The following is a 22,417-nucleotide window of genomic DNA, read 5'->3' as shown; positions in this document are numbered from 1 at the left end:
CATTAAACTTTTTCAGTGGGTGCTGCTTCTAATTGTTTGAGCAAATGTTTTTCAAGATAGTGAATATCCATAGCCTGAGCACAGAATTTTTTATCTTGTAAAATAAGGTCTTTATGCAAAGGAATATTGGTTTTCACCCCAGTGAGAATAATCTCATCCAATGCTTGACGCATACGAGCCAATGAGGTCTCGCGATCTTTACCGTGAGCGATCAATTTAGCAATCATAGAATCGTAGTAAGGCGGAATGCTATAGCCCGGATAGATGTGTGAATCCAGACGAATACCCGCACCACCTGGCGCATAGAAATGCTCAATTTTTCCGGGTGAAGGTAAGAATGTGGTTGGATCTTCAGCATTGATACGGCATTCAATCGCATGACCGCGTACTTCCACATCAGACTGTTCAATTTCAAGCCCTAGACCTGCAGCAACACGCAGCTGCTGTTCAATGATGTCGATGCCAGTCACCATTTCAGTGACAGGATGCTCCACCTGAACACGGGTATTCATTTCAATAAAGAAGAACTCACCATCTTCAAATAGAAACTCAAATGTGCCTGCGCCGCGATACTGCATGAGCTTACACGCATTGACACACGCTTCTAAAATATCAGCGCGTGCTTGCTCTGGTAAATTCGGTGCTGGTGCTTCTTCTAAAACTTTTTGATGACGACGTTGTAATGAGCAATCACGATCATATAAATGAATCGCATGACCATTACCATCACCCAAAACCTGTACTTCTACGTGACGTGGTTTTTGCAGAAAACGTTCCATGTAGACGGTATCATCACCAAACCACATTTCAGCATCACGTTGTGCCGCTTGAACAGATTCAAGTAGAGTATCGACACGCTCAACAATGCGCATCCCACGACCACCACCACCAGAAGCTGCTTTGACAATTAACGGAAAACCAATTTCTTTGGCCTCAGCCAGTGCATTGTGAATGGTTACCGCATGGTCACAACCTGGAACAGTTGGAACACCTGCTTTTTTCATAGCAACAATAGCAGAGACTTTATTGCCCATTAAGCGGATATGTTCAGGGCGTGGGCCAATAAAGATGAATCCTGAGGTTTCTACAATTTCGGCAAATTCCGCATTTTCTGAGAGAAAGCCATAACCGGGATGGATGGCATCTGCACCTGTAATTTCTGCTGCTGTAATAATTGCAGGAATATTTAAATAGCTATCACTACTTGCACCCGGGCCAATACATACAGCTTCATCGACGAAACGTAGATGCATTAAATCTTTGTCGGCATCAGAATAAATACCAACAGTTTTAATGCCTAATGTTTTACAAGCACGGGTAATTCGTAATGCGATTTCACCACGGTTTGCAATTAATACTTTTTGCAACATACATGCCCCCGTGGATTACGCGCGGTAGCGGAATAATGGTTGACCGAACTGAATCACGTCACCGTTTTTCACTAGAATCTCTTCAACAACACCGCTTTGAGTTGCCTCAATTGGGTTCATGATTTTCATCGCTTCAATAATACCCAACGTTTCACCCGCAGAAACAGTTTGACCAACTTTCACAAACGGCGCTTCACCTGGACTTGGTGCTGCATAAAATACGCCAACCATTGGTGATGTTTCGACAGCACCACGGGGTGTTTTAGCAGCAGGTGCTGAAGAAGGCGCAGCAACGGGAGCGGCTACTGGCGCAGTGGTATATACAGGTGTTGGGCGAGTAAGAGAGATAGATTGGTCACCTTCTTTAACCTCAATCGCTTGTAAGTCAGATTCAATCATCAAGTCGATGAGTTTCTTAATTTTGCGAATATCCATAGGTGAGTATTCCTAAATCATGGTGAATTAATGGGAAGATTGTAGTTTTTCGATGGCTGTGTTGAGCGCATAGGAATATCCTTTTGCACCCAAACCACAAATCACGCCAACGGCTTTATCAGATAAATAAGAATGATGGCGAAAAGCTTCGCGCGCATGTACATTCGATAAATGCACTTCGATAAAAGGTATGGCAACGCCAAGTAAGGCATCGCGAAGCGCAACTGAAGTATGAGTAAGCGCAGCAGGGTTAATGACAATAAATTTAACGCCTTCGGTCTGAGCTTGATGAATGCGATCTACAATCGCACCTTCCCAGTTGCTTTGGAATGTTTCTAATTGAATACTGGAGTTTTGGGCTTGGCTAATCAACTGTTGATTGATATCTTGAAGAGTAAGATCACCATAAACTTCTGGTTCGCGTTTTCCTAACAGATTCAAATTCGGTCCATGAATCACCAAAATGGTTGAACTCATTCTGCTTGCTCCAATTCATAAAATGCAAATAAGCTTTGCAAGATGTCTGCAAAGTTTGCTCATTATGGCATATATTTCTACATATTTTTTATAATTTGTTTTAATTGAAGCAGAAAGCATTTGCCAAAACTCAGCGCCTATATTGCAAACTTTGCTGAAAATTGGCAATGTTAAAAAATGACAAATTTTATCGTTTTTTCATCGCATACTATTTTAAACCGAATTGACGAAAACAGTTCATTTATTTTGTGTAACTGCCATGTGTGAATCATCAATACAAAGTAATTCATTCCATCGGGTTAGATAATGAGGTGAGCAATAAAGTTGCTTCATTTTCCATTGGGACTGGCAGGAATGATAACCCACTTGCAAACTTTCATTGCCAAATCGGTTTTTGATCGAACTTAGAGTCAACATCAGGTTTTGACGCTCATGAATTTGTTCAAGAGGTTGCCAAAGGTCATCAATATGTTGCTGGCGAGGATATAAGCCACAGAACATTATACCAATTTTGATATATTTTTTATTTTTATCAAATAAAACATCAAGTTGCTGTAAAGAAAACTTTGTTAAAATTAATAGATCATCTGTCGAATATTCCAGACCGACAGCATGTACATGTGCTTTTTTATAGGGCTTGGCTTCGATTTTTTCATACAAAAAAACTTGAATACAATGACATAGCTGTTGTTGTGACATGAGTCGCCGATGTGCACGATTTAAATGAAAAATCAAAGCCTGTTTAATTTGATTTAAATCGTTTAGAGCTTTTGAAAAACTTCGGGATGCCAGAATACGTTTACTTGGAATTTTTGGATCGTCAAGTGAGATACAGGATTGGCCTTTTAGCTCACGGATTGTACGCGCAATAATCACTGAAAACTCTTTAGCAAGATAGTGTTCATTGGCAAAAGTTAAGTCATAACAACTATAAATATTGTAGGCTTGTAAACGTTTGCTGATTTGATGACCAATCCCCCAGACTTCTTTGGCAGGGGTGTTGATCATTAAATCTTCCAAAATCAATGGGTCTAATTGTTCTAAATAGCAAACGCCTTTGAAACTGGAAATTTTCTTGGCAAAATGATTGGCGAGTTTTGCTTGTGTCTTACTGTGACCGATGCCTATTGAGCAGGGTAATCCTAAACATTGTTCAAGTTTTTTAACAAGCTGTTGGCAGTAATCCTTGATATCAAATAAATCAACATAAGCAGTCAGATGAATGAAACACTCATCGATGGAGTAGGCTTCTGTATCCTCTGCATGGAAGAATTCTTGAATCGTTAAGAAAAAGCGTCGTGACATTTCTGCATATAAGGTGTAGTTGCTAGAAAATACCTGTACGCCTTGATACTGGGGAAGATCTTTAATTTGATGCCACGGCACAGCCATTTTTATCCCAAGTGCTTTTGCTTCATTGCTTCTTGAAACGACACAGCCGTCGTTATTGGACAATACCACAACAGGCTGGGTACTGAATTTAGGTTGAAATAATCGCTCGCAACTGACATAACAGTTATTAATGTCAATCAAGGCATAATATTGTCGCTGAAAATTCATCATGACTATTTTAGCTTTTTAAGGATACAGGTAATGATGCCCCAAACTTTTACCTGTTCATTTTCACGAGGATAGATATCTGGAAAGTCAGGATTTTCGGCTTTTAACCAAAAATCATGAGGATTATTGCCATGGCGCATATAACGTTTCACTGTAAAGTCGTTATTGACCAATGCCAGAACAATATCTCCGTGTTCTGCCTCTATACTTCTGTCGATAATAATTTGATCGCCAATATCAATACCCGCATCACGCATAGACAGTGAATTTACTTTTAATATAAAAGTAAATAAAGGATTTTTAATCAGGTATTGATTTAGATCTAAAGTCTTTTCAATATCATCCTGCGCGGGTGATGGAAATCCAGCAGCAACCGATTCAAGTGGAAAAGGAATCTGAACCGAGCTTTTTGCTACCAGTTTTTGTAGATTGTAAATGGGTTCAATATCATCTGGATGACGAGGTTTTAGCCATGCTTTGACAGCATTGACTTTGGATTCAGGCACTCGCATAACCACTGTTTTTTCCTGATATTGGGCTTTTCGACCAGCATTTTCACGCTTACCACCGTGCTTTTTAGCTGTCTTGAATGGGATTTCATTCATTGTGATTTAGTTTGGATTGAATTTGTAACTTAATCAAGATAGCAAAAAAAACAGCATCGGGCTAATTGATAAAAAGAATAAAAAATCGAAGCTAAAATAATAATCCAACTCAAGCTGAGTCTTGTAAGTCAGCTTCTAGGTTCATTTTAGAAAAGAGTGTGAGTCAAGATCGTAATTGGAACGGGGAAAGGGGAACGGTATGGGTTATGCTTTATCGAAAGAGATAACCCACACAAAATAAGCTTAGTTTTTGATTTGTTCCTGAATGATTGGCCATAAACTTTGATGAGATTTTTTAAACATCAACATATGCCCAATAGTTTGAAAACCAAGTTGTTTTGGTTCTAGCTTAATCATCTCAGTCTTGGCATTTGGATATAAACTTAATAGATCTTTCACATTAATTTCTGTTGCAATCTCATCATCGGTTGCCCAAATTGAAGTCACTGGACATGCAATTTGATGATGAAAGTCATGATGTACGGTTTTTCCTATCGCATTTTTGACATAGCCTGCTTGACTACAAAATTCACGCCATTGTTTGGCGACTAATTTAGGTAGGTTTTCTCCCATACCAATAAACTGAGTTGCACCATATCCTTTGATCAGACTTGAAATAGGGAAGACAAAATTGAACATCACAGGTGCCAAAATTTTGGTTCTACCTTTTAATCCTTTTATATAACCTGTCGATCCAGCCACCGCGATCACTTGATGTACTTTTGCATATAGTGGATTAATACCTAAAAGTTGACCTCCTGCGCTATGACCGAGCAAAATGACTTTCTCTGCACCTGATTTATTGAGTAATGTGGTTATTGCAGCGGGAATGTCCAGCGTTCCCCAGTCAACAATACTGGCGGAGGAATGATGTAAACTGCCATGTAAGGACTCTCCAATTCCACGAAAGTCAAACACCATCACATCATAACCTTGCTCACTTAACCAGCTTGCAAATGCATGATAAAACGATTTGGTAATGCCAGTCGCAGGACAAATTAAAATAGGATAAGTCTTAGCGGTTTGGGTATTTTTGGAAATGCTATAAAACTGAGCCGCAAGTTGATAACCATCTGCACAGCTTATCCATAATTTCTCAAAATTTTCCATGATATGTCATTAAGTAATAATCTTGCTTTTACTTTAAACGAGTTCCAAAAAGAGACTTGATAATTTTATGACTTAAAAGTCAAAAAAATATGATATAACGGGCTTCCAAAAATAAACATAGAGATGGAATCTCATGATTTTTTTAGCTTTTGCGGTAAAAATAGGGATTATTTTTAGTGGTATTTTTCTTTGGGTGGGAATGCTTACAGGGGTTTGGAAATACTATCAAATTCGTCATTCACAACAATCACGTGCACATTATTATGTTGATATTGCACATCGAAGCAGTCTTTTATATGCACCTGCAAGTCTAATTTTGGCGGTCTTGGCTTATTTTTCTGTATGGTCAGACATGCTGAATGTAATCTGTGTGATCCTGAATTTGATCGTTTTTAGTTTTTCAATTGGATCTTATATCTTGCATGGCTTTTTAAAAGATACCACCAACGAATTTCAAAGACCGCATAAACTTGGACAGTATAGTTTAGCTACATGGATGATGACTTTGGCAATGCTGGCTTTAATCGTGATTGAAGTGGGTGCAACCTTTATTTTATTACTCGGTTGTATCGTTCAATTTATTTAAGGGATGAAGAAGGAAAGGGCATAAAAAATGGATGATTACTCATCCATTTTTTCCATTTTTGCTTTGGCACGTTCTAGGCTAAGCTGGCGGAATTTGTGATCGACAAAAGCCCAGACTGAAAAAGCAACAGAAACCACCAATGCATACATAAAGTATTCGGGTTTTAAATTGCCTTTTATCATTCCTTGAAATGCAAGCGTCAACATCAGGGCAACAGTAGTTATTCCATAAATGACTGTGTCTGAGGTCTTCAGAGCGTTAATGAAGACTTGCTTATTGAAATGTAATGATAACATCTCCATCCCTCCTTCTTTAGTTTGACTAAACATAATTGTTTTAGTCGGAATTAATATTACAGTTGTACTTCGAATTTAGCGGTATTTCAATAGGTGATAACACTATTTCCCAAAATATTTAGCGTATATATAAAATATATGATAGTTATTTATATTTTTGTAATAAATATAGGTATTACTATCAAAAATATTTATATATATTGCCGAATTAATTGGAAGCTCTTTACATCCTATGTATATTCAAGAGGAAAAGACATACGACTTAAGCTAAATAAAGCATGAAGTATGCCAGCTTTTTTGAATGTGAAACGACAAAGGTTGATTTTTAGCCTAAAATGCATTTCTTAAAAATAATTAAAAATACGCGATGTGTGCGATGATTATTTGCAATGTATTAGTTTGGAGAAGATGGCTGATAATTGTTTTTATTTTGATAAAACCAGTACGACTGAATTGATACAACAGACCATGTTGTAGATGAGGGTTGTTGAAACAAAAATGCCTGTTTTGGGTAAAAACAGTGGCATTTTTATTGGGCTTAAAATCAGGTTTGGATAAAACTAGACTTTAATTAACAACAAAATAATCAAACGTTCGGTTTTTTGATTTTGTCGATCACAATAGAAATGACGAGTACAACAATAGACGGAATTAGCCAAGCTAAATTTTGTGCATTTAATGGCAAATCTTGAACGAAACTTGGAAGATGTGCTTCAAAACCAGCAACTTTTAAGCCCTCAAGAATACCAAATAAGAAAGCAATGGCTGTAACAGGTGCAACGACGCGAGCAGGTACATTCCAGTATTTCCAGAAAAAACTCAGCATAATGACGACGATAGCGGGCGGGTAAATCGCTGTTAAAACTGGAACTGAAATTGCGATCAGCTTGGTTAATCCTAAATTCGAAATGATTAAAGAAAATCCAACCAGAACAAAGACATATAGTTTATACGGCAAATTGGTTAACTGTGCAAAATATTCAGCACACGCACAAGTTAGGCCAATGGCAGTCACCATACAGGCAATAAAGATCAGGATCGTTAAGAAGAAAGAACCAAGATCACCGAAAGCATGTTGTACATAAGCATGTAAGATTACAGCGCCATTGCTTGCATTTGGTGCAACTTCATGACTACCTAGCCCAAGTTTGAACAAACTGATATATACCAGTGTCAAACCAATTCCTGAAATAATACTGGCAATGATCGCATAACGTGTTACCAACCTCGGCTCACGTACACCACGCGAATAAATCGCCTGAATAATCACGATACCAAATACCAAAGCACCCAAAGTATCCATGGTTAAATAACCACTTACAAAGCCTTCGGAAACTGGATGGGCAACATAATTATTAATCGCAGGTGGGATATAGCCTGATGGAATAAGAAAAGCGGCGACACCTAAAACTGCAAGTGCAGCAATTTTTAAAGGTGCAAGAAAACGTCCCACGGTATCCAGAAGTTTATTTGGATAAAGCGAAACCAAAGTCACAAATGCAAAATAAACAATACTATAGATCAGCAGGCTGTGACTGGATGTACCAAAATAAGAGGAGAAACCAATTTCATAAGAAACGGTTGCAGTACGTGGGGTGGCAAATAATGGTCCAACCGATAGATAGCACACAATCGTAAGTAATAGGCTAGCTACACGTCCAAGTGGTGAACTGATCATCGCAATAGAGCCTTCCATGCGGGAAAGCGCCATAATGGTGATAACAGGTAAACCTACAGCCGTAATCAAAAAGCCTGCTGCGGCTAACCATACATGTTCACCTGCTTGTTGAGCAACAATCGGTGGGAAAATAATATTACCGGCCCCAATAAATAGAGCAAAGGTCATAAAACCAAGTGCAATAATATCGGAAGTGCGAAGACTGGTCATAAAATGAGTTTTGGTGATAAAAACATGCAAATTTTATTATAAAAATGGGATGTTTGTGCAATTATCTGAGTTATTGATCATTTCACCATAGCAGCGAAATTAGCGTAAATAGTAAAAATGGTTAAATTAAACTTTTGAAAACAAAAATGAAATTTCAACGACTTCAAGGCTTTATCTATAAAATTATGTTATGAATAAATAAAGGTATTAAAATTAATTGATTAAAAAACAACCTAATTTGCTAGTGTGTTAGGTTCTAAACAGAAATGATAAGCATTAATGCAATGTAAGTCTGATGGTAAAGGGAGTATAATTCACTCAATCAAAGAGGGGGATTGCAATGCGAGCATCTACAGTGACCATCAAAACTGAACAAGATATTGAAAATTTGCGTATTTCAGGTCGGCTTGCTGCACAGGTTCTGGAGATGATTGCTGATTATATTAAACCAGGTGTGAGTACCGAGTATCTGGATGATATTTGTAATGATTATATCGTTAATACTTTACAGGTGATTCCTGCCAATGTGGGTTATCACGGTTTTACCAAAACCACCTGTACCTCAGTTAATGAAGTGGTCTGTCACGGAATTCCTTCTCCTGCTAAAATTCTGCAAGATGGCGATATCATTAATATTGATGTTGCTATTATTAAGGATGGTTATTTTGGTGATACCAGCCGTATGTATCTGGTGGGTGATGTGCATCCTGATGCAAAAAAATTGGTTGAAACCACCTATAAAGCGATGTATGCAGGTATTCAAGCAGTAAAACCGGGCGCGACATTAGGCGATATTGGGTATGCGATCCAGTCTGTCGCTCAAGCTCAAGGTTATAGTATCGTGCGTGAATATTGCGGTCATGGCATTGGAAAGGTTTATCACGAACAGCCAAATATTCTGCATTATGGTCAGCCGGGACAAGGCATGGTCTTACAAAAAGGTATGGTCTTTACGATTGAACCTATGGTAAATGCAGGACATGCACAGGTTAAAGAACTTAGTGATGGTTGGACAGTGGTGACCAAAGATAAATCATTATCGGCGCAGTGGGAGCATATGGTTGCAGTCACAGAAACAGGTTATGAATTATTGACACCGTGGCCAAATGGTACAGGGTTATATCCTGATATTGAAGTTCTACCTATAATAGAAATTGAGTAAATCTGCGCTAAAAACAGCTTGTTTCTATACAAACAAGCTGTTTTTTTTATCTCGTGCTTAATTGTTCAACTAAATAATCAATAAACACCCGAACAGCAGGTAATTGACCACGACGTGATGGATACACGGCATGGAAAATACCATGGGGTGCTTTCCAGTCTGGTAAAATTCGTACTAATTCACCAGTGCGGACATATTCACTCGCAATGGTATCGGGGAGTAAGGCAACGCCACAATTTTGACTGGCTAAATTGGCTAACATCAATAAGTTTGAAGCCATAATAACTGGATTTACTTTTACTTTTTCTTGTTGGTTTTCTTTATTGTGTAAAATGATTTGTTGATCCAGATGATCATCAGCCAAACTTAAAATACGGTGCTGAGTGAGATCTTCGGGTTTTTTTATGGAGCCGTATTCATTTAAATAGGCCTGACTTGCAAAGATATGCTGTTCAATGGTGCTGAACTGGCGTATCACTAAACTTGGATCATCATCCAGATTGGATCGAACACGCAAAGCAATATCAATGCCTTCATTAATCACATCAAAACGTCGATTACTAATAATCAGCTGCACCCGAATTTCAGGATATAATTTTAAAAAATCAGGCAAAATCTTGGTCAGTTGATTCTGTGCAATATCAACCGGAACGGTAACTTTGATCACACCACGAGGTTTAACACTCAAATGATCGACCAAGTCATGTGCGGCTTGTGCAGCATTCATCATCACTTGGGCATGTCGATACACATTCATGCCGATTTCAGTCACAGCAAAATGGCGCGAACTACGCTGAATCAGGCGAACCCCGAGACGTTCTTCAAGGTTATAAACACGACGGCTCAATTTTGATTTTGGAATATCTGTAGCTCGTTCGGCTGCACTAAATCCCCCATGTTCAACGACTAAAGCAAAACAATAAAAATCGTCTAAATCAGTGAGCATAATGGATTTCCGTTGAGCAGCAAATTTAATTTTTTAAGCAATACTGCATATTATACCCAATAATTTTAAAGCTTTATGTTAAACCTGAGTAAATAGCTCAAAATTATATGAGAGCTGCGGGCGGGTTTAGTAGAAAGTCTTTTACTTTTTTATATTCTTCAAGGCGCATAAAATCACGTTGCGTTGGCGATTTGATTCGGCTTAAGTCCATATTATCTGCAAGATCAGCTAATTTAACTGTTCTTGCGAGTGAATTTTTCACGATTCTTTTGGCTGCATCCAGACGGCTTTCACCTTCTTTTTTGGTCAATGCAACGACTGCATCAATCACATTCTGACTGAACCCCAAAGTAATCAGATCAACAATCGTGGTATCCGTGTCTTCAAGTAGATCGTGCATTACCGCGACCATTTTCTGATCCATACTCTCTACATTCAACATAAGCCTTAAAGGATGTAAAATGTATGGTTGCCCCGCTTTATCAAGTTGTCCCGCATGTTTTTTTGTTGCCAGTGCAATGGCTTTTTCTAGTGTTGACATGAAATCTCCATTTCAAAAATGTCGTTAATTCAAAATTCACACAACTGAGCACGTTTTTTCTTTCTATGATAATAAGCATGAGTGGAAATGAATAGCAATTCACCAAAGGTGGATTTTAAAAAAATTAGATGCAAGCAAATATTTCTATTAGACTACTCTTGACGTTATTAACTACATTTTAGAGTAAGTCTATGTCCTGCAAGCTTATCCAGCAGCCCGATGCTTCTGCCAATATTCTCTGTCCGATTTGTCAACATGCTATCGTTGACTGGATGCAAGAGCAATATATTCAGCCTTGTGAACACACTTTATTTGTTGCAATGGACTTGGGTTTTGAATTTGTTGCAGATCGCTTTGAAGCTCAAATGACAAAGTCTGTGGATGAGTTACACGAAGATCCAGACATGAATATTTTTACTGCGATTACTGAAACTTTATACCCTGAAATGACTATTATCCAGACGGATTTAGGGGTTGAAAATTTATCACGCTATGCAGGATTTAGTTCTCATGAGTCTTGATCTGTTGTAAGCCAGTTTTAGATTGATAGGTCTTCACTTCTTTTTCAAGCCATTCGGTAAATTTTAAAATCAGTGCGTTATTGTGTTGTTCAGAATAGACGAAATAATAAGAACGCGCACCGACTAACTTTAAAGATGAGGCAATGACCAGATCAGCATTGTTCAGTTCTTTCTCAAGTAACATTTGTGGAATGAGTGCCACGCCTAAATGATGGCTTGCGGCTACTGCAAGCATGGAAAAAAGTTCATGACGCTGACCTTCCATGGCATACGGATAATCATATGTCGCCGCCGTAAACCATTCTTTCCAGATGTAAGGGCGTGTAGTTTGTTGTAATAAGGGGAGTTGGCTAATCTGCTCGGGAGATAGATCAATACCTTGGCTTGCATCAAGTCGCATTTGAGGGAAATGCTTGTGAATCAAAGCCAAAGAGCACACAGGAACGACTTCTTCTTGCATTAAAAATTGAATTTTTGCACCCGGCCAGTTTTCCATTTGTGACGGTGTTCCTGCATAAATGGCGGCATCAAAAATATGATCACTAAATAAAAAAGGTTTGGTACTGGTTTCAAGGTGAATGGTAATTTCAGGAAAAATTTCATTAAAACGATATAAACGAGGTAATAACCAGCGCGTAGCAAACGTCGGGACAACTCCTAGCTTTAACGTTCCACCTAAACCTTTGTGCGACATCAAATCTAGCGTACTTTGTTCAATGCCGAGCAAATACGGTTTGATACTCTTAAAATATTGTTCACCTGCTTGAGTAAGTTCTACGCCGTGTCGGGTGCGATTAAACAGCTCAATATTTAAAAATTCCTCAAGCTGCTGGACTTGTCGAGACACTGCACTTTGTGTAATCGAAAGTTCTTGCGCCGCGTAGGTATAACTTTTGTGCTTGGCGGCTGATTCAAAACAAATGAGTGCTTGTAGGGAGGGAATCATGCGCCGCATGGGATTGTCCTTAATGATGATTGCAAAATGAAGATATTTGTAAATCACATATATTTTGAAAGTGTACTCTATCTTTCTATAGTCAAAAAAACCTATTTGCTTGAATTAAGAGTAAAACGTAATTTAAATATAGCCTAAAATTAAAATAAGATATGCGTAAATGGAATGACTGTATGCAAATTTATCGTTTGCTGCTTTGACTGCGACATCGTAGCATCGGGTCAATGACAAACAAACAGGCTAGGAAAGCGATGAATCAAATGGTCGATACAGCTAAAAAATCTGCACGTGTTCACTTCAATTGGGAAGACCCATTCTTACTTGAGCAACAGTTAACTGAAGAAGAACGTATGATTCGTGATTCTGCGCATGCATATTGTCAAGATAAACTCATGACACGTGTATTGGAGCAATTTCGTCACGAAACCACCGATCCTACTATTTTTCGTGAAATGGGTGAATTGGGTCTACTTGGCCCAACCATTCCAGAACAATACGGTGGCGCAGGTTTAAATTATGTCAGTTATGGTTTGATTGCACGTGAAGTTGAGCGTGTCGATTCAGGCTATCGTTCAATGGCAAGTGTACAAAGTTCTTTAGTGATGGTGCCAATTAATGAATTTGGTACAGAAGAACAAAAGCAAAAATATTTACCGAAACTTGCAACAGGTGAATACATTGGTTGTTTCGGTTTGACTGAACCTGATCATGGTTCTGATCCGGGCAGTATGATTACACGTGCCAAAAAAGTAGATGGTGGTTATCGTTTAACTGGCGCAAAAATGTGGATTACTAACAGCCCAATTGCTGATGTGTTTGTGGTATGGGCAAAAGAAGTGTCTGCTGAAGGTAATGTGGGTGAAATCCGCGGCTTTATTTTAGAAAAAGGTTGGGAAGGACTTTCTGCTCCAGCAATTCACGGCAAAGTAGGATTACGTGCTTCCATTACTGGCGAAATCGTGATGGATAATGTGTTTGTTCCAGAAGAAAATGCATTCCCAGACGTTCGTGGTCTAAAAGGTCCATTCACTTGCTTGAACAGTGCGCGTTATGGAATTGCTTGGGGGGCAATGGGTGCAGCAGAATTTTGTTGGCATACCGCACGTCAATATACCCTAGATCGTAAACAATTCGGTCGTCCATTGGCTGCCAATCAGTTGATTCAGAAAAAACTGGCTGATATGCAAACTGAAATCGCATTAGGCTTACAGGCGGCTTTACGCTTTGGTCGTATGAAAGATGAAGGTATTGCTGCGGTTGAAGGTACGTCTTTAATTAAACGTAATAACTGTGGTAAAGCGCTTGATATTGCTCGTTTAGCCCGTGACATGATGGGTGGTAACGGCATTAGTGACGAATTTGGTGTTGCACGTCACTTGGTGAACCTAGAAGTCGTCAATACTTACGAAGGTACACATGATGTACATGCCTTGATTTTGGGACGTGCTCAAACGGGTATTGCGGCTTTTAGTAACTAGACTCATAGTTTAATTAATTCGTTTTTCATTTTTTAAATTAAATCTTGATGCTTAAAGATGCGCGCCATGCGTGTCTCTAAGCGGCTTTTGCTTAAAAAAGACAATACAAAAATAGTCAGGGAGTCATCATGGAATTTTTCATGAAGAAATGGCACTTTGCTTGGGCAAGATAAAACAACAATAGCAAAGCGAACATGGCATGATCAATCGATGAAAACTCGAGACTCATTTAGGAAAAATGAGGTGAAATAAAATGAACAATGATGTTCAAACCGTTACAGGAAATCTTCCAAATACACTAGCATCCAATATTGGAACATATGATCGCATTACCCCAAATACATGGAAGTGGGCATTGTTATTTGCCTATTTCGCGATGGTGGTGGATGGCGTGGATATCATGTTGTTGTCTTATAGCTTAACCAGTTTAAAAGCAGATTTTGGTTTGTCGACTTTTCAGGCGGGCGCATTAGGCAGCGCATCCTTAGCAGGGATGGGAATTGGAGGTATTTTAGGTGGTTGGGCGTGTGATAAGTTTGGTCGTGTTAGAACCATTGCGCATTCAGTGACATTCTTTTCAATTGCAACTTGTATTTTAGGTTTTACACAAACTTTTGAACAATTCATGGTGCTTCGTTTTATCGGAGCTTTAGGAATTGGTGCGCTGTATATGGCGTGTAATACTTTAATGGCCGAATACGTTCCGACTTCATATCGTACAACCGTCTTAGGAACATTACAGACTGGACAAACCGTAGGTTACATCGTAGCTACATTATTAGCTGGTGCAATTATTCCTGAACATGGCTGGCGTATTCTATTTTTTATTACCGTGATTCCTGCCATTATTAATGTCATTTTACAGCGCTTTGTCCCTGAGCCAAAGTCATGGCAATTAACAAAAATTGCAGCTTTAAATCCAGAAAAACAAAAAACAGAACAACCAGATGTGAAACCTAAAAGCGGCAGTATTTATAAACAAATCTTCAATAACTTCAAACATCGCAAAATGTTTCTACTCTGGATGACCACAGCATTCTTTTTACAGTTTGGTTATTACGGGATTAATAACTGGATGCCGAGTTATCTTGAAACTGAAGTCCATATGAATTTTAAATCCTTGACCAGTTATATGGTGGGTTCATATACCGCAATGATTTTAGGCAAAATTCTAGCAGGATATTTAGCGGATAAATTTAATCGCCGTGCTGTGTTTGTCTTCGGCACACTTGCCAGCGCAATTTTCCTGCCAATCATTATTTTCTTTAATACGCCTGACAATATTCTGTATTTATTGATCACTTTTGGTTTCCTTTACGGTATTCCATATGGGGTAAATGCCACTTATATGGCGGAGTCGTTCTCAACTGATGTACGTGGGACTGCGATTGGTGGTGCTTATAACATTGGTCGTGTCGGTGCTGCGATTGCGCCTGCGACTATAGGCTTTTTGGCATCAGGTGGGACTTTTGCAATGGCATTTATTGTCATGGGGGCAGCCTACTTTATCGCGGGCGTATTACCAGGTTTATTTATTAAAGATCGTCAGTACGATCCACAAAAATCATGAGATAAAAAACCGACATCTAAAAATAAGATGTCGGTTTTTGGAGGAATAAATTATGGGTGCATTGACAGGCTTAACAGTATTGGATTTAAGTCGGGTTTTAGCAGGACCATGGTGTGGTCAAATTCTGGCAGATCTAGGTGCAGAAGTGATTAAAGTGGAACGTCCAAAAGTGGGTGATGATACTCGCATGTGGGGGCCGCCGTGGATGTTAAATGATCAGGGTCGACCAACTAAAGAAGCAGGTTATTACCAGGCTGCGAACCGAAATAAATATTCTGTGGCAATCGATATTGCAACTGAAGAAGGTCAACAATTGATTCAGGAGATGATCAAAGATGCGGATGTATTAATTGAAAACTACAAAGCTGGCTCATTGGCAAAATATGGACTTGATTACGCGACACTAAGTCAAATTAACCCTCAACTCGTCTATTGTTCAATTACAGGTTTTGGACAAACAGGCCCTCGTGCAGAAGAGCCTGGCTATGATTTTGTCATTCAAGGCATGTCAGGATTGATGAGTATTACAGGTGAGCAAAACCAAGAACCACAAAAAGTTGGAGTTGCGGTTGCAGATATTCAAACTGGATTGTATGCCACAGTTGCGATTCAGGCAGCATTATGGTCACGATTGAGTACAGGTAAAGGGCAGCATATTGATTTGGCTCTTTTGGATGTACAGGTTGCAACATTGGCTAATCAAGGTATGAACTTTTTAACGACAGGAAAATCTCCTGTACGAATGGGAAATTCGCATCCGAATATCGTGCCCTATCAAGTATTTAAGGCAAAGGATAAAGACTTTATTATAGCCTGTGGTAATGATAAACAATTTAAAGACTTGTGTATTGCAATAGATCGGGCGGATTTATTGGGTCAGCCAAACTATTTGACCAACAAAGATCGAGTTGCACATAGGCATGAATTAATTGGTGTATTGAGTGAGCATTTTCAAACGCAAGATGCAAATCATTGGGTCGCACAAATTCATGCGAAAAAAGTTCCAGTGGGCATGATCAACTCCATTGAAGAAGCATTAAATGAGCCACAAATTCTGGCTCGTCAAATGGTAGTGAATATTCCACACCCACAAAATCAGAGATTTAAAGTAATTGCTTCACCAATCAAATTATCGGGCACTCCAGTTGAATATCATCATGCTCCACCACAGCTAGGTGAGCATACTTATAAGATACTGAAGCGTTATAAATCGAACGATCAACTTAATCAGTTCAATGAAAAAGGCATAATTGAGGATAAAACAGGCGAATACAGCAAGGAAAAAGCGTATGTTGATTAAAAAACATCCTAATGATGTTTATTTGAAAAATAGGGCTTGTGTTGCTTTAAAAACTGTATAGAATACGCAGCATCCCGACGCGATACACGATGAAGATCTTGGCTTTTAGGGTTAAGGTTGAGTGGTTTGTATTGAGTTGAATTTCTTACTGACGAGGTAAGGAATAGATCATTAAGAGAATAGAAGAACAACTTGTGTGGATTTTTACCAATTGATTGATCGAAATATTATCATTGATTGATTGGTTTAAATTACTCGAAGTTTATTTGAGAGAATTTGTCAGTAATTGATGAGCCAGAATTGGCACCTTGTCTTTAATAAGGTGCGAAATGATTTTAACTGAAGAGTTTGATCATGGCTCAGATTGAACGCTGGCGGCAGGCTTAACACATGCAAGTCGAGCGGAGAGAGGTAGCTTGCTACTGATCTTAGCGGCGGACGGGTGAGTAATACTTAGGAATCTGGCTATTAGTGGGGGACAACATTTCGAAAGGGATGCTAATACCGCATACGTCCTACGGGAGAAAGCAGGGGATCTTCGGACCTTGCGCTAATAGATGAGCCTAAGTCGGATTAGCTAGTTGGTGGGGTAAAGGCCTACCAAGGCGACGATCTGTAGCGGGTCTGAGAGGATGATCCGCCACACTGGGACTGAGACACGGCCCAGACTCCTACGGGAGGCAGCAGTGGGGAATATTGGACAATGGGGGGAACCCTGATCCAGCCATGCCGCGTGTGTGAAGAAGGCCTTATGGTTGTAAAGCACTTTAAGCGAGGAGGAGGGTACTGGTATTAATACTACCAGGTACTGGACGTTACTCGCAGAATAAGCACCGGCTAACTCTGTGCCAGCAGCCGCGGTAATACAGAGGGTGCGAGCGTTAATCGGATTTACTGGGCGTAAAGCGTGCGTAGGCGGCTAATTGAGTCGGATGTGAAATCCCCGAGCTTAACTTGGGAATTGCATTCGATACTGGTTAGCTAGAGTGTGGGAGAGGATGGTAGAATTCCAGGTGTAGCGGTGAAATGCGTAGAGATCTGGAGGAATACCGATGGCGAAGGCAGCCATCTGGCCTAACACTGACGCTGAGGTACGAAAGCATGGGGAGCAAACAGGATTAGATACCCTGGTAGTCCATGCCGTAAACGATGTCTACTAGCCGTTGGTCTCTTTGAGGGATTAGTGGCGCAGCTAACGCGATAAGTAGACCGCCTGGGGAGTACGGTCGCAAGACTAAAACTCAAATGAATTGACGGGGGCCCGCACAAGCGGTGGAGCATGTGGTTTAATTCGATGCAACGCGAAGAACCTTACCTGGTCTTGACATAGTAAGAACTTTCCAGAGATGGATTGGTGCCTTCGGGAACTTACATACAGGTGCTGCATGGCTGTCGTCAGCTCGTGTCGTGAGATGTTGGGTTAAGTCCCGCAACGAGCGCAACCCTTTTCCTTATTTGCCAGCACTTTGGGTGGGAACTTTAAGGATACTGCCAGTGACAAACTGGAGGAAGGCGGGGACGACGTCAAGTCATCATGGCCCTTACGACCAGGGCTACACACGTGCTACAATGGTCGGTACAAAGGGTTGCTACCTAGCGATAGGATGCTAATCTCAAAAAGCCGATCGTAGTCCGGATTGGAGTCTGCAACTCGACTCCATGAAGTCGGAATCGCTAGTAATCGCGGATCAGAATGCCGCGGTGAATACGTTCCCGGGCCTTGTACACACCGCCCGTCACACCATGGGAGTTTGTTGCACCAGAAGTGGATAGTCTAACTGCAAAGAGGACGTTCACCACGGTGTGGCCGATGACTGGGGTGAAGTCGTAACAAGGTAGCCGTAGGGGAACCTGCGGCTGGATCACCTCCTTAACGAAAAGATTGGTTGATTGGTAAGAATCCACAACAAGTTGTTCTTCTGGTATCTGAATGAAAAAGATTTAGAGAGAAGCTTTTAAAAAAAGAGCGAGAATCAAACACTACGCACAGCGAAGCTGTTTGTCTTGCGAAACTTTTAAAGCGGTGCTTTAAAACTTTCTCAGGGTCTGTAGCTCAGTTGGTTAGAGCACACGCTTGATAAGCGTGGGGTCACAAGTTCAAGTCTTGTCAGACCCACCATTCTGACGAATAGATTAATGAGTACAGAGTTAAAGATACGTAAATGATATAAGCTGGGGACTTAGCTTAGTTGGTAGAGCGCCTGCTTTGCACGCAGGAGGTCAGGAGTTCGACTCTCCTAGTCTCCACCAAATTTCAAGAATAGAAAACTTAAAGCATCGCTTTAAGGCTTTTTCTTGAAATTTAAGCAAGAAGCTATGCTTCGCGCAGTATCTGATCGAACACGAAAGTGAAAGAAAAGATGGTTATAGAGATTAATAAATAAGAAGATTGCAGGATCTTGGTTTATTAACCTCTGTGATTAATCACAGTTTAATGTAGCTGACGAGGTTACATTAATTCATTAACAGATTGAGAATTGAGTCTGAAATAAATTGTTCACTCAATAACAAAGAGAGAAGAAGTCATTCTGATCTTAGAGTTAATTGAGAACTAGCAAATTAACTGAATCAAGCGTTTTGGTATATGAATTTAGATTGAAGCTGTACGGTGCTTAAGTGCACAGTACTTCAAACTGTAATGTTGGTAATACTACTTGTAGGTATTAACGACTGTTTGGGGTTGTATAGTCAAGTAATTAAGTGCATGTGGTGGATGCCTTGGCAGTCAGAGGCGAAGAAAGACGTGATAGCCTGCGAAAAGCTCCGGGGAGGCGGCAAATATCCATTGATCCGGAGATGTCTGAATGGGGGAACCCACCTACTATAAGGTAGGTATCAATAACTGAATACATAGGTTATTGAAGCGAACGAGGGGAAGTGAAACATCTCAGTACCCTTAGGAAAAGAAATCAATTGAGATTCCCTTAGTAGCGGCGAGCGAACGGGGATCAGCCCATTAAGTGATGTGTGTTTTAGCGGAACGCTCTGGGAAGTGCGACCGTAGAGGGTGATAGTCCCGTACACGAAAGGGCACACATCATGATGACGAGTAGGGCGAGGCACGTGAAACCTTGTCTGAATATGGGGGGACCATCCTCCAAGGCTAAATACTCCTGACTGACCGATAGTGAACCAGTACCGTGAGGGAAAGGCGAAAAGAACCCCTGTGAGGGGAGTGAAATAGATCCTGAAACCGCATGCATACAAGCAGTGGGAGCCGACTTGTTCGGTGACTGCGTACCTTTTGTATAATGGGTCAGCGACTTATATTCAGTAGCAAGGTTAACCGCATAGGGGAGCCGTAGAGAAATCGAGTCTTAATAGGGCGTTTAGTTGCTGGGTATAGACCCGAAACCAGGCGATCTATCCATGAGCAGGTTGAAGGTTGGGTAACACTAACTGGAGGACCGAACCCACTGTCGTTGAAAAGCCAGGGGATGACTTGTGGATAGGGGTGAAAGGCTAATCAAGCCTGGTGATAGCTGGTTCTCCCCGAAAGCTATTTAGGTAGCGCCTCGGACGAATACCATAGGGGGTAGAGCACTGTTTCGGCTAGGGGGTCATCCCGACTTACCAAACCGATGCAAACTCCGAATACCTATGAGTACTATCCGGGAGACAGACTGCGGGTGCTAACGTCCGTAGTCAAGAGGAAAACAATCCAGACCGCCAGCTAAGGCCCCAAAATCATAGTTAAGTGGGAAACGATGTGGGAAGGCATAGACAGCTAGGAGGTTGGCTTAGAAGCAGCCACCCTTTAAAGAAAGCGTAATAGCTCACTAGTCGAGTCGGCCTGCGCGGAAGATGTAACGGGGCTAAAACTATGTGCCGAAGCTGCGGATGTAACTTTAGAGTTACGTGGTAGGGGAGCGTTCTGTAAGCCGATGAAGGTGTGTTGAGAAGCATGCTGGAGGTATCAGAAGTGCGAATGCTGACGTGAGTAACGACAAAACGGGTGAAAAACCCGTTCGCCGAAAGACCAAGGGTTCCAGTCCAACGTTAATCGGGGCTGGGTGAGTCGACCCCTAAGGCGAGGCCGAAAGGCGTAGTCGATGGGAAATTGGTTAATATTCCAATACTTCTGTGTAATGCGATGAGAGGACGGAGAAGGTTAAGTCAGCCTGGCGTTGGTTGTCCAGGTGGAAGACAGTAGGCATGCATCTTAGGCAAATCCGGGGTGCTCTATGCTGAGAGTCGATATCAAGCTGTACTTGTACAGTGAAGTGGCTGATACCATACTTCCAAGAAAAGTCTCTAAGCTTCAGTTACACAGGAATCGTACCCGAAACCGACACAGGTGGTCAGGTCGAGTAGACCAAGGCGCTTGAGAGAACTCTGCTGAAGGAACTAGGCAAAATGGTACCGTAACTTCGGGAGAAGGTACGCTGCTGAGGGTGATGGGACTTGCTCCCTGAGCGCTTGGCAGCCGCAGAAACCAGGCCGCTGCAACTGTTTATTAAAAACATAGCACTCTGCAAACACGAAAGTGGACGTATAGGGTGTGATGCCTGCCCGGTGCTGGAAGGTTAATTGATGGGGTTAGCGTAAGCGAAGCTCTTGATCGAAGCCCCAGTAAACGGCGGCCGTAACTATAACGGTCCTAAGGTAGCGAAATTCCTTGTCGGGTAAGTTCCGACCTGCACGAATGGCATAATGATGGCGGCGCTGTCTCCAGCAGAGGCTCAGTGAAATCGAAATCGCTGTGAAGATGCAGTGTACCCGCGGCTAGACGGAAAGACCCCGTGAACCTTTACTGCAGCTTGACATTGAACTTTGACCTTACTTGTGTAGGATAGGTGGGAGGCTATGAAGATGTGACGCCAGTTACATTGGAGCCATCCTTGAAATACCACCCTGGTAATGTTGAGGTTCTAACTCTGCCCCGTAATCCGGGGCGAGGACCATGTCTGGTGGGTAGTTTGACTGGGGCGGTCTCCTCCTAAAGAGTAACGGAGGAGTACGAAGGTGCGCTCAGCGTGGTCGGAAATCACGCGTAGAGTATAAAGGCAAAAGCGCGCTTAACTGCGAGACCCACAAGTCGAGCAGGTACGAAAGTAGGTCTTAGTGATCCGGTGGTTCTGTATGGAAGGGCCATCGCTCAACGGATAAAAGGTACTCTGGGGATAACAGGCTGATACCGCCCAAGAGTTCATATCGACGGCGGTGTTTGGCACCTCGATGTCGGCTCATCTCATCCTGGGGCTGAAGCAGGTCCCAAGGGTATGGCTGTTCGCCATTTAAAGAGGTACGCGAGCTGGGTTTAGAACGTCGTGAGACAGTTCGGTCCCTATCTACCGTGGGCGCTGGAAATTTGAGAGGATCTGCTCCTAGTACGAGAGGACCAGAGTGGACGAACCTCTGGTGTACCGGTTGTGACGCCAGTCGCATCGCCGGGTAGCTATGTTCGGAAGGGATAACCGCTGAAAGCATCTAAGCGGGAAGCCTACCTCAAGATAAGATTTCCCTGTGACTATATGTCACCTAAAGAGCCGTTCAAGACTAGGACGTTGATAGGTTGGATGTGGAAGCATAGTGATATGTGAAGCTGACCAATACTAATTGCTCGTGAGGCTTGACTATACAACACCCAAACAGTTGTTGTATTCAAGATAAATTC

The 22,417-nt window shown here is 41.2% G+C and carries 17 protein-coding genes, 2 tRNA genes and 2 rRNA genes; 10 read left to right on the top strand and 11 right to left on the bottom strand.

Annotated features, from left to right (window positions below):
• Nucleotides 1-2: 2 nt before the first annotated feature.
• The 6 genes from accC to F944_RS07630 all read right to left on the bottom strand — a co-directional run bounded on the left by accC (nt 3) and on the right by F944_RS07630 (nt 5,557).
• The gene (gene accC, locus F944_RS07655) at nt 3-1,370 is read right to left on the bottom strand and encodes an acetyl-CoA carboxylase biotin carboxylase subunit (protein ID WP_004989008.1); all 1,368 of its coding nucleotides are present in this window, start codon (nt 1,368-1,370) and stop codon (nt 3-5) included.
• A gap of 15 nt (nt 1,371-1,385) precedes the next feature.
• Nucleotides 1,386-1,805, bottom strand: coding sequence for an acetyl-CoA carboxylase biotin carboxyl carrier protein (accB, locus tag F944_RS07650; protein ID WP_004989005.1), 420 nt, complete (start codon nt 1,803-1,805; stop codon nt 1,386-1,388).
• A 27-nt stretch (nt 1,806-1,832) separates the two neighbouring features.
• Nucleotides 1,833-2,282 (bottom strand): type II 3-dehydroquinate dehydratase, encoded by a 450-nt coding sequence (gene aroQ, locus F944_RS07645; protein WP_004989003.1) that lies wholly within the window; start codon nt 2,280-2,282, stop codon nt 1,833-1,835.
• Nucleotides 2,283-2,519: 237 nt separating this feature from the next.
• Nucleotides 2,520-3,845: a Y-family DNA polymerase gene (locus tag F944_RS07640; RefSeq protein WP_004989001.1), complete on the bottom strand. Its 1,326-nt coding sequence runs from the start codon at nt 3,843-3,845 to the stop codon at nt 2,520-2,522.
• A 2-nt stretch (nt 3,846-3,847) separates the two neighbouring features.
• Nucleotides 3,848-4,438 carry a LexA family protein gene (locus F944_RS07635; RefSeq protein ID WP_026039982.1) on the bottom strand — a complete coding sequence of 197 codons (591 nt, stop codon included), beginning with the start codon at nt 4,436-4,438 and terminating at the stop codon, nt 3,848-3,850.
• Nucleotides 4,439-4,690: 252 nt separating this feature from the next.
• The gene (locus F944_RS07630; RefSeq protein ID WP_004988995.1) at nt 4,691-5,557 is read right to left on the bottom strand and encodes an alpha/beta hydrolase family protein; all 867 of its coding nucleotides are present in this window, start codon (nt 5,555-5,557) and stop codon (nt 4,691-4,693) included.
• A 133-nt stretch (nt 5,558-5,690) separates the two neighbouring features.
• Here F944_RS07630 and F944_RS07625 point away from each other — a divergent pair, with 133 nt between their 5' ends.
• Nucleotides 5,691-6,143 (top strand): hypothetical protein, encoded by a 453-nt coding sequence (locus tag F944_RS07625; RefSeq protein WP_004988993.1) that lies wholly within the window; start codon nt 5,691-5,693, stop codon nt 6,141-6,143.
• A gap of 35 nt (nt 6,144-6,178) precedes the next feature.
• Here the strand turns inward: F944_RS07625 and F944_RS07620 are convergent, their stop codons facing one another.
• Complete coding sequence (locus tag F944_RS07620; protein ID WP_004988991.1) at nt 6,179-6,439, bottom strand: hypothetical protein; 261 nt, start codon at nt 6,437-6,439, stop codon at nt 6,179-6,181.
• A gap of 586 nt (nt 6,440-7,025) precedes the next feature.
• Nucleotides 7,026-8,327, bottom strand: coding sequence for a branched-chain amino acid transport system II carrier protein (gene brnQ / locus F944_RS07615; RefSeq protein ID WP_004988989.1), 1,302 nt, complete (start codon nt 8,325-8,327; stop codon nt 7,026-7,028).
• Between the two features lie 340 nt (nt 8,328-8,667).
• Between brnQ and map the strand changes: the two genes are divergently transcribed.
• Nucleotides 8,668-9,489 (top strand): type I methionyl aminopeptidase, encoded by an 822-nt coding sequence (map, locus tag F944_RS07610; protein WP_004988987.1) that lies wholly within the window; start codon nt 8,668-8,670, stop codon nt 9,487-9,489.
• A 46-nt stretch (nt 9,490-9,535) separates the two neighbouring features.
• Here the strand turns inward: map and F944_RS07605 are convergent, their stop codons facing one another.
• Both F944_RS07605 and F944_RS07600 read right to left on the bottom strand, forming a co-directional pair.
• Nucleotides 9,536-10,435, bottom strand: coding sequence for a LysR family transcriptional regulator (locus tag F944_RS07605; RefSeq protein WP_004988983.1), 900 nt, complete (start codon nt 10,433-10,435; stop codon nt 9,536-9,538).
• 103 nt (nt 10,436-10,538) lie between these two features.
• Nucleotides 10,539-10,976 (bottom strand): HD domain-containing protein, encoded by a 438-nt coding sequence (locus F944_RS07600; protein WP_004988982.1) that lies wholly within the window; start codon nt 10,974-10,976, stop codon nt 10,539-10,541.
• Nucleotides 10,977-11,167: 191 nt separating this feature from the next.
• Between F944_RS07600 and F944_RS07595 the strand changes: the two genes are divergently transcribed.
• Nucleotides 11,168-11,497 carry a hypothetical protein gene (locus F944_RS07595; RefSeq protein ID WP_004988981.1) on the top strand — a complete coding sequence of 110 codons (330 nt, stop codon included), beginning with the start codon at nt 11,168-11,170 and terminating at the stop codon, nt 11,495-11,497.
• Here F944_RS07595 and F944_RS07590 read toward each other — a convergent pair.
• Nucleotides 11,478-12,452 carry a LysR substrate-binding domain-containing protein gene (locus F944_RS07590; RefSeq protein ID WP_004988980.1) on the bottom strand — a complete coding sequence of 325 codons (975 nt, stop codon included), beginning with the start codon at nt 12,450-12,452 and terminating at the stop codon, nt 11,478-11,480. The genes F944_RS07595 and F944_RS07590 overlap by 20 nt on opposite strands.
• 251 nt (nt 12,453-12,703) lie before the next feature.
• On the opposite strand from F944_RS07590, the gene F944_RS07585 reads away from it, so the two are divergent.
• From F944_RS07585 to F944_RS07555, 7 genes are all read left to right on the top strand, one after another.
• Complete coding sequence (locus F944_RS07585) at nt 12,704-13,930, top strand: acyl-CoA dehydrogenase (RefSeq protein WP_004988979.1); 1,227 nt, start codon at nt 12,704-12,706, stop codon at nt 13,928-13,930.
• Nucleotides 13,931-14,183: 253 nt separating this feature from the next.
• Complete coding sequence (locus F944_RS07580) at nt 14,184-15,500, top strand: MFS transporter (protein ID WP_004988978.1); 1,317 nt, start codon at nt 14,184-14,186, stop codon at nt 15,498-15,500.
• A 52-nt stretch (nt 15,501-15,552) separates the two neighbouring features.
• Entirely contained in the window at nt 15,553-16,800 is a 1,248-nt protein-coding gene (locus tag F944_RS07575) for a CaiB/BaiF CoA transferase family protein (protein WP_004988976.1), read from the top strand.
• A 336-nt stretch (nt 16,801-17,136) separates the two neighbouring features.
• Nucleotides 17,137-18,673, top strand: a 16S ribosomal RNA gene (locus F944_RS07570).
• A 169-nt stretch (nt 18,674-18,842) separates the two neighbouring features.
• A tRNA-Ile gene (locus F944_RS07565) sits at nt 18,843-18,919 on the top strand.
• A 55-nt stretch (nt 18,920-18,974) separates the two neighbouring features.
• Nucleotides 18,975-19,050 (top strand) — tRNA-Ala (locus F944_RS07560).
• Nucleotides 19,051-19,486: 436 nt separating this feature from the next.
• Nucleotides 19,487-22,380 (top strand): 23S ribosomal RNA (locus F944_RS07555).
• The 16S and 23S rRNA genes sit together here with 2 tRNA genes alongside, the layout of an rRNA operon.
• Nucleotides 22,381-22,417: the final 37 nt, after the last annotated feature.

This window comes from Acinetobacter ursingii DSM 16037 = CIP 107286 (genome assembly GCF_000368825.1).
Lineage (GTDB): Bacteria > Pseudomonadota > Gammaproteobacteria > Pseudomonadales > Moraxellaceae > Acinetobacter > Acinetobacter ursingii.
This window is presented reverse-complemented; position numbering and strand designations above follow the sequence as displayed.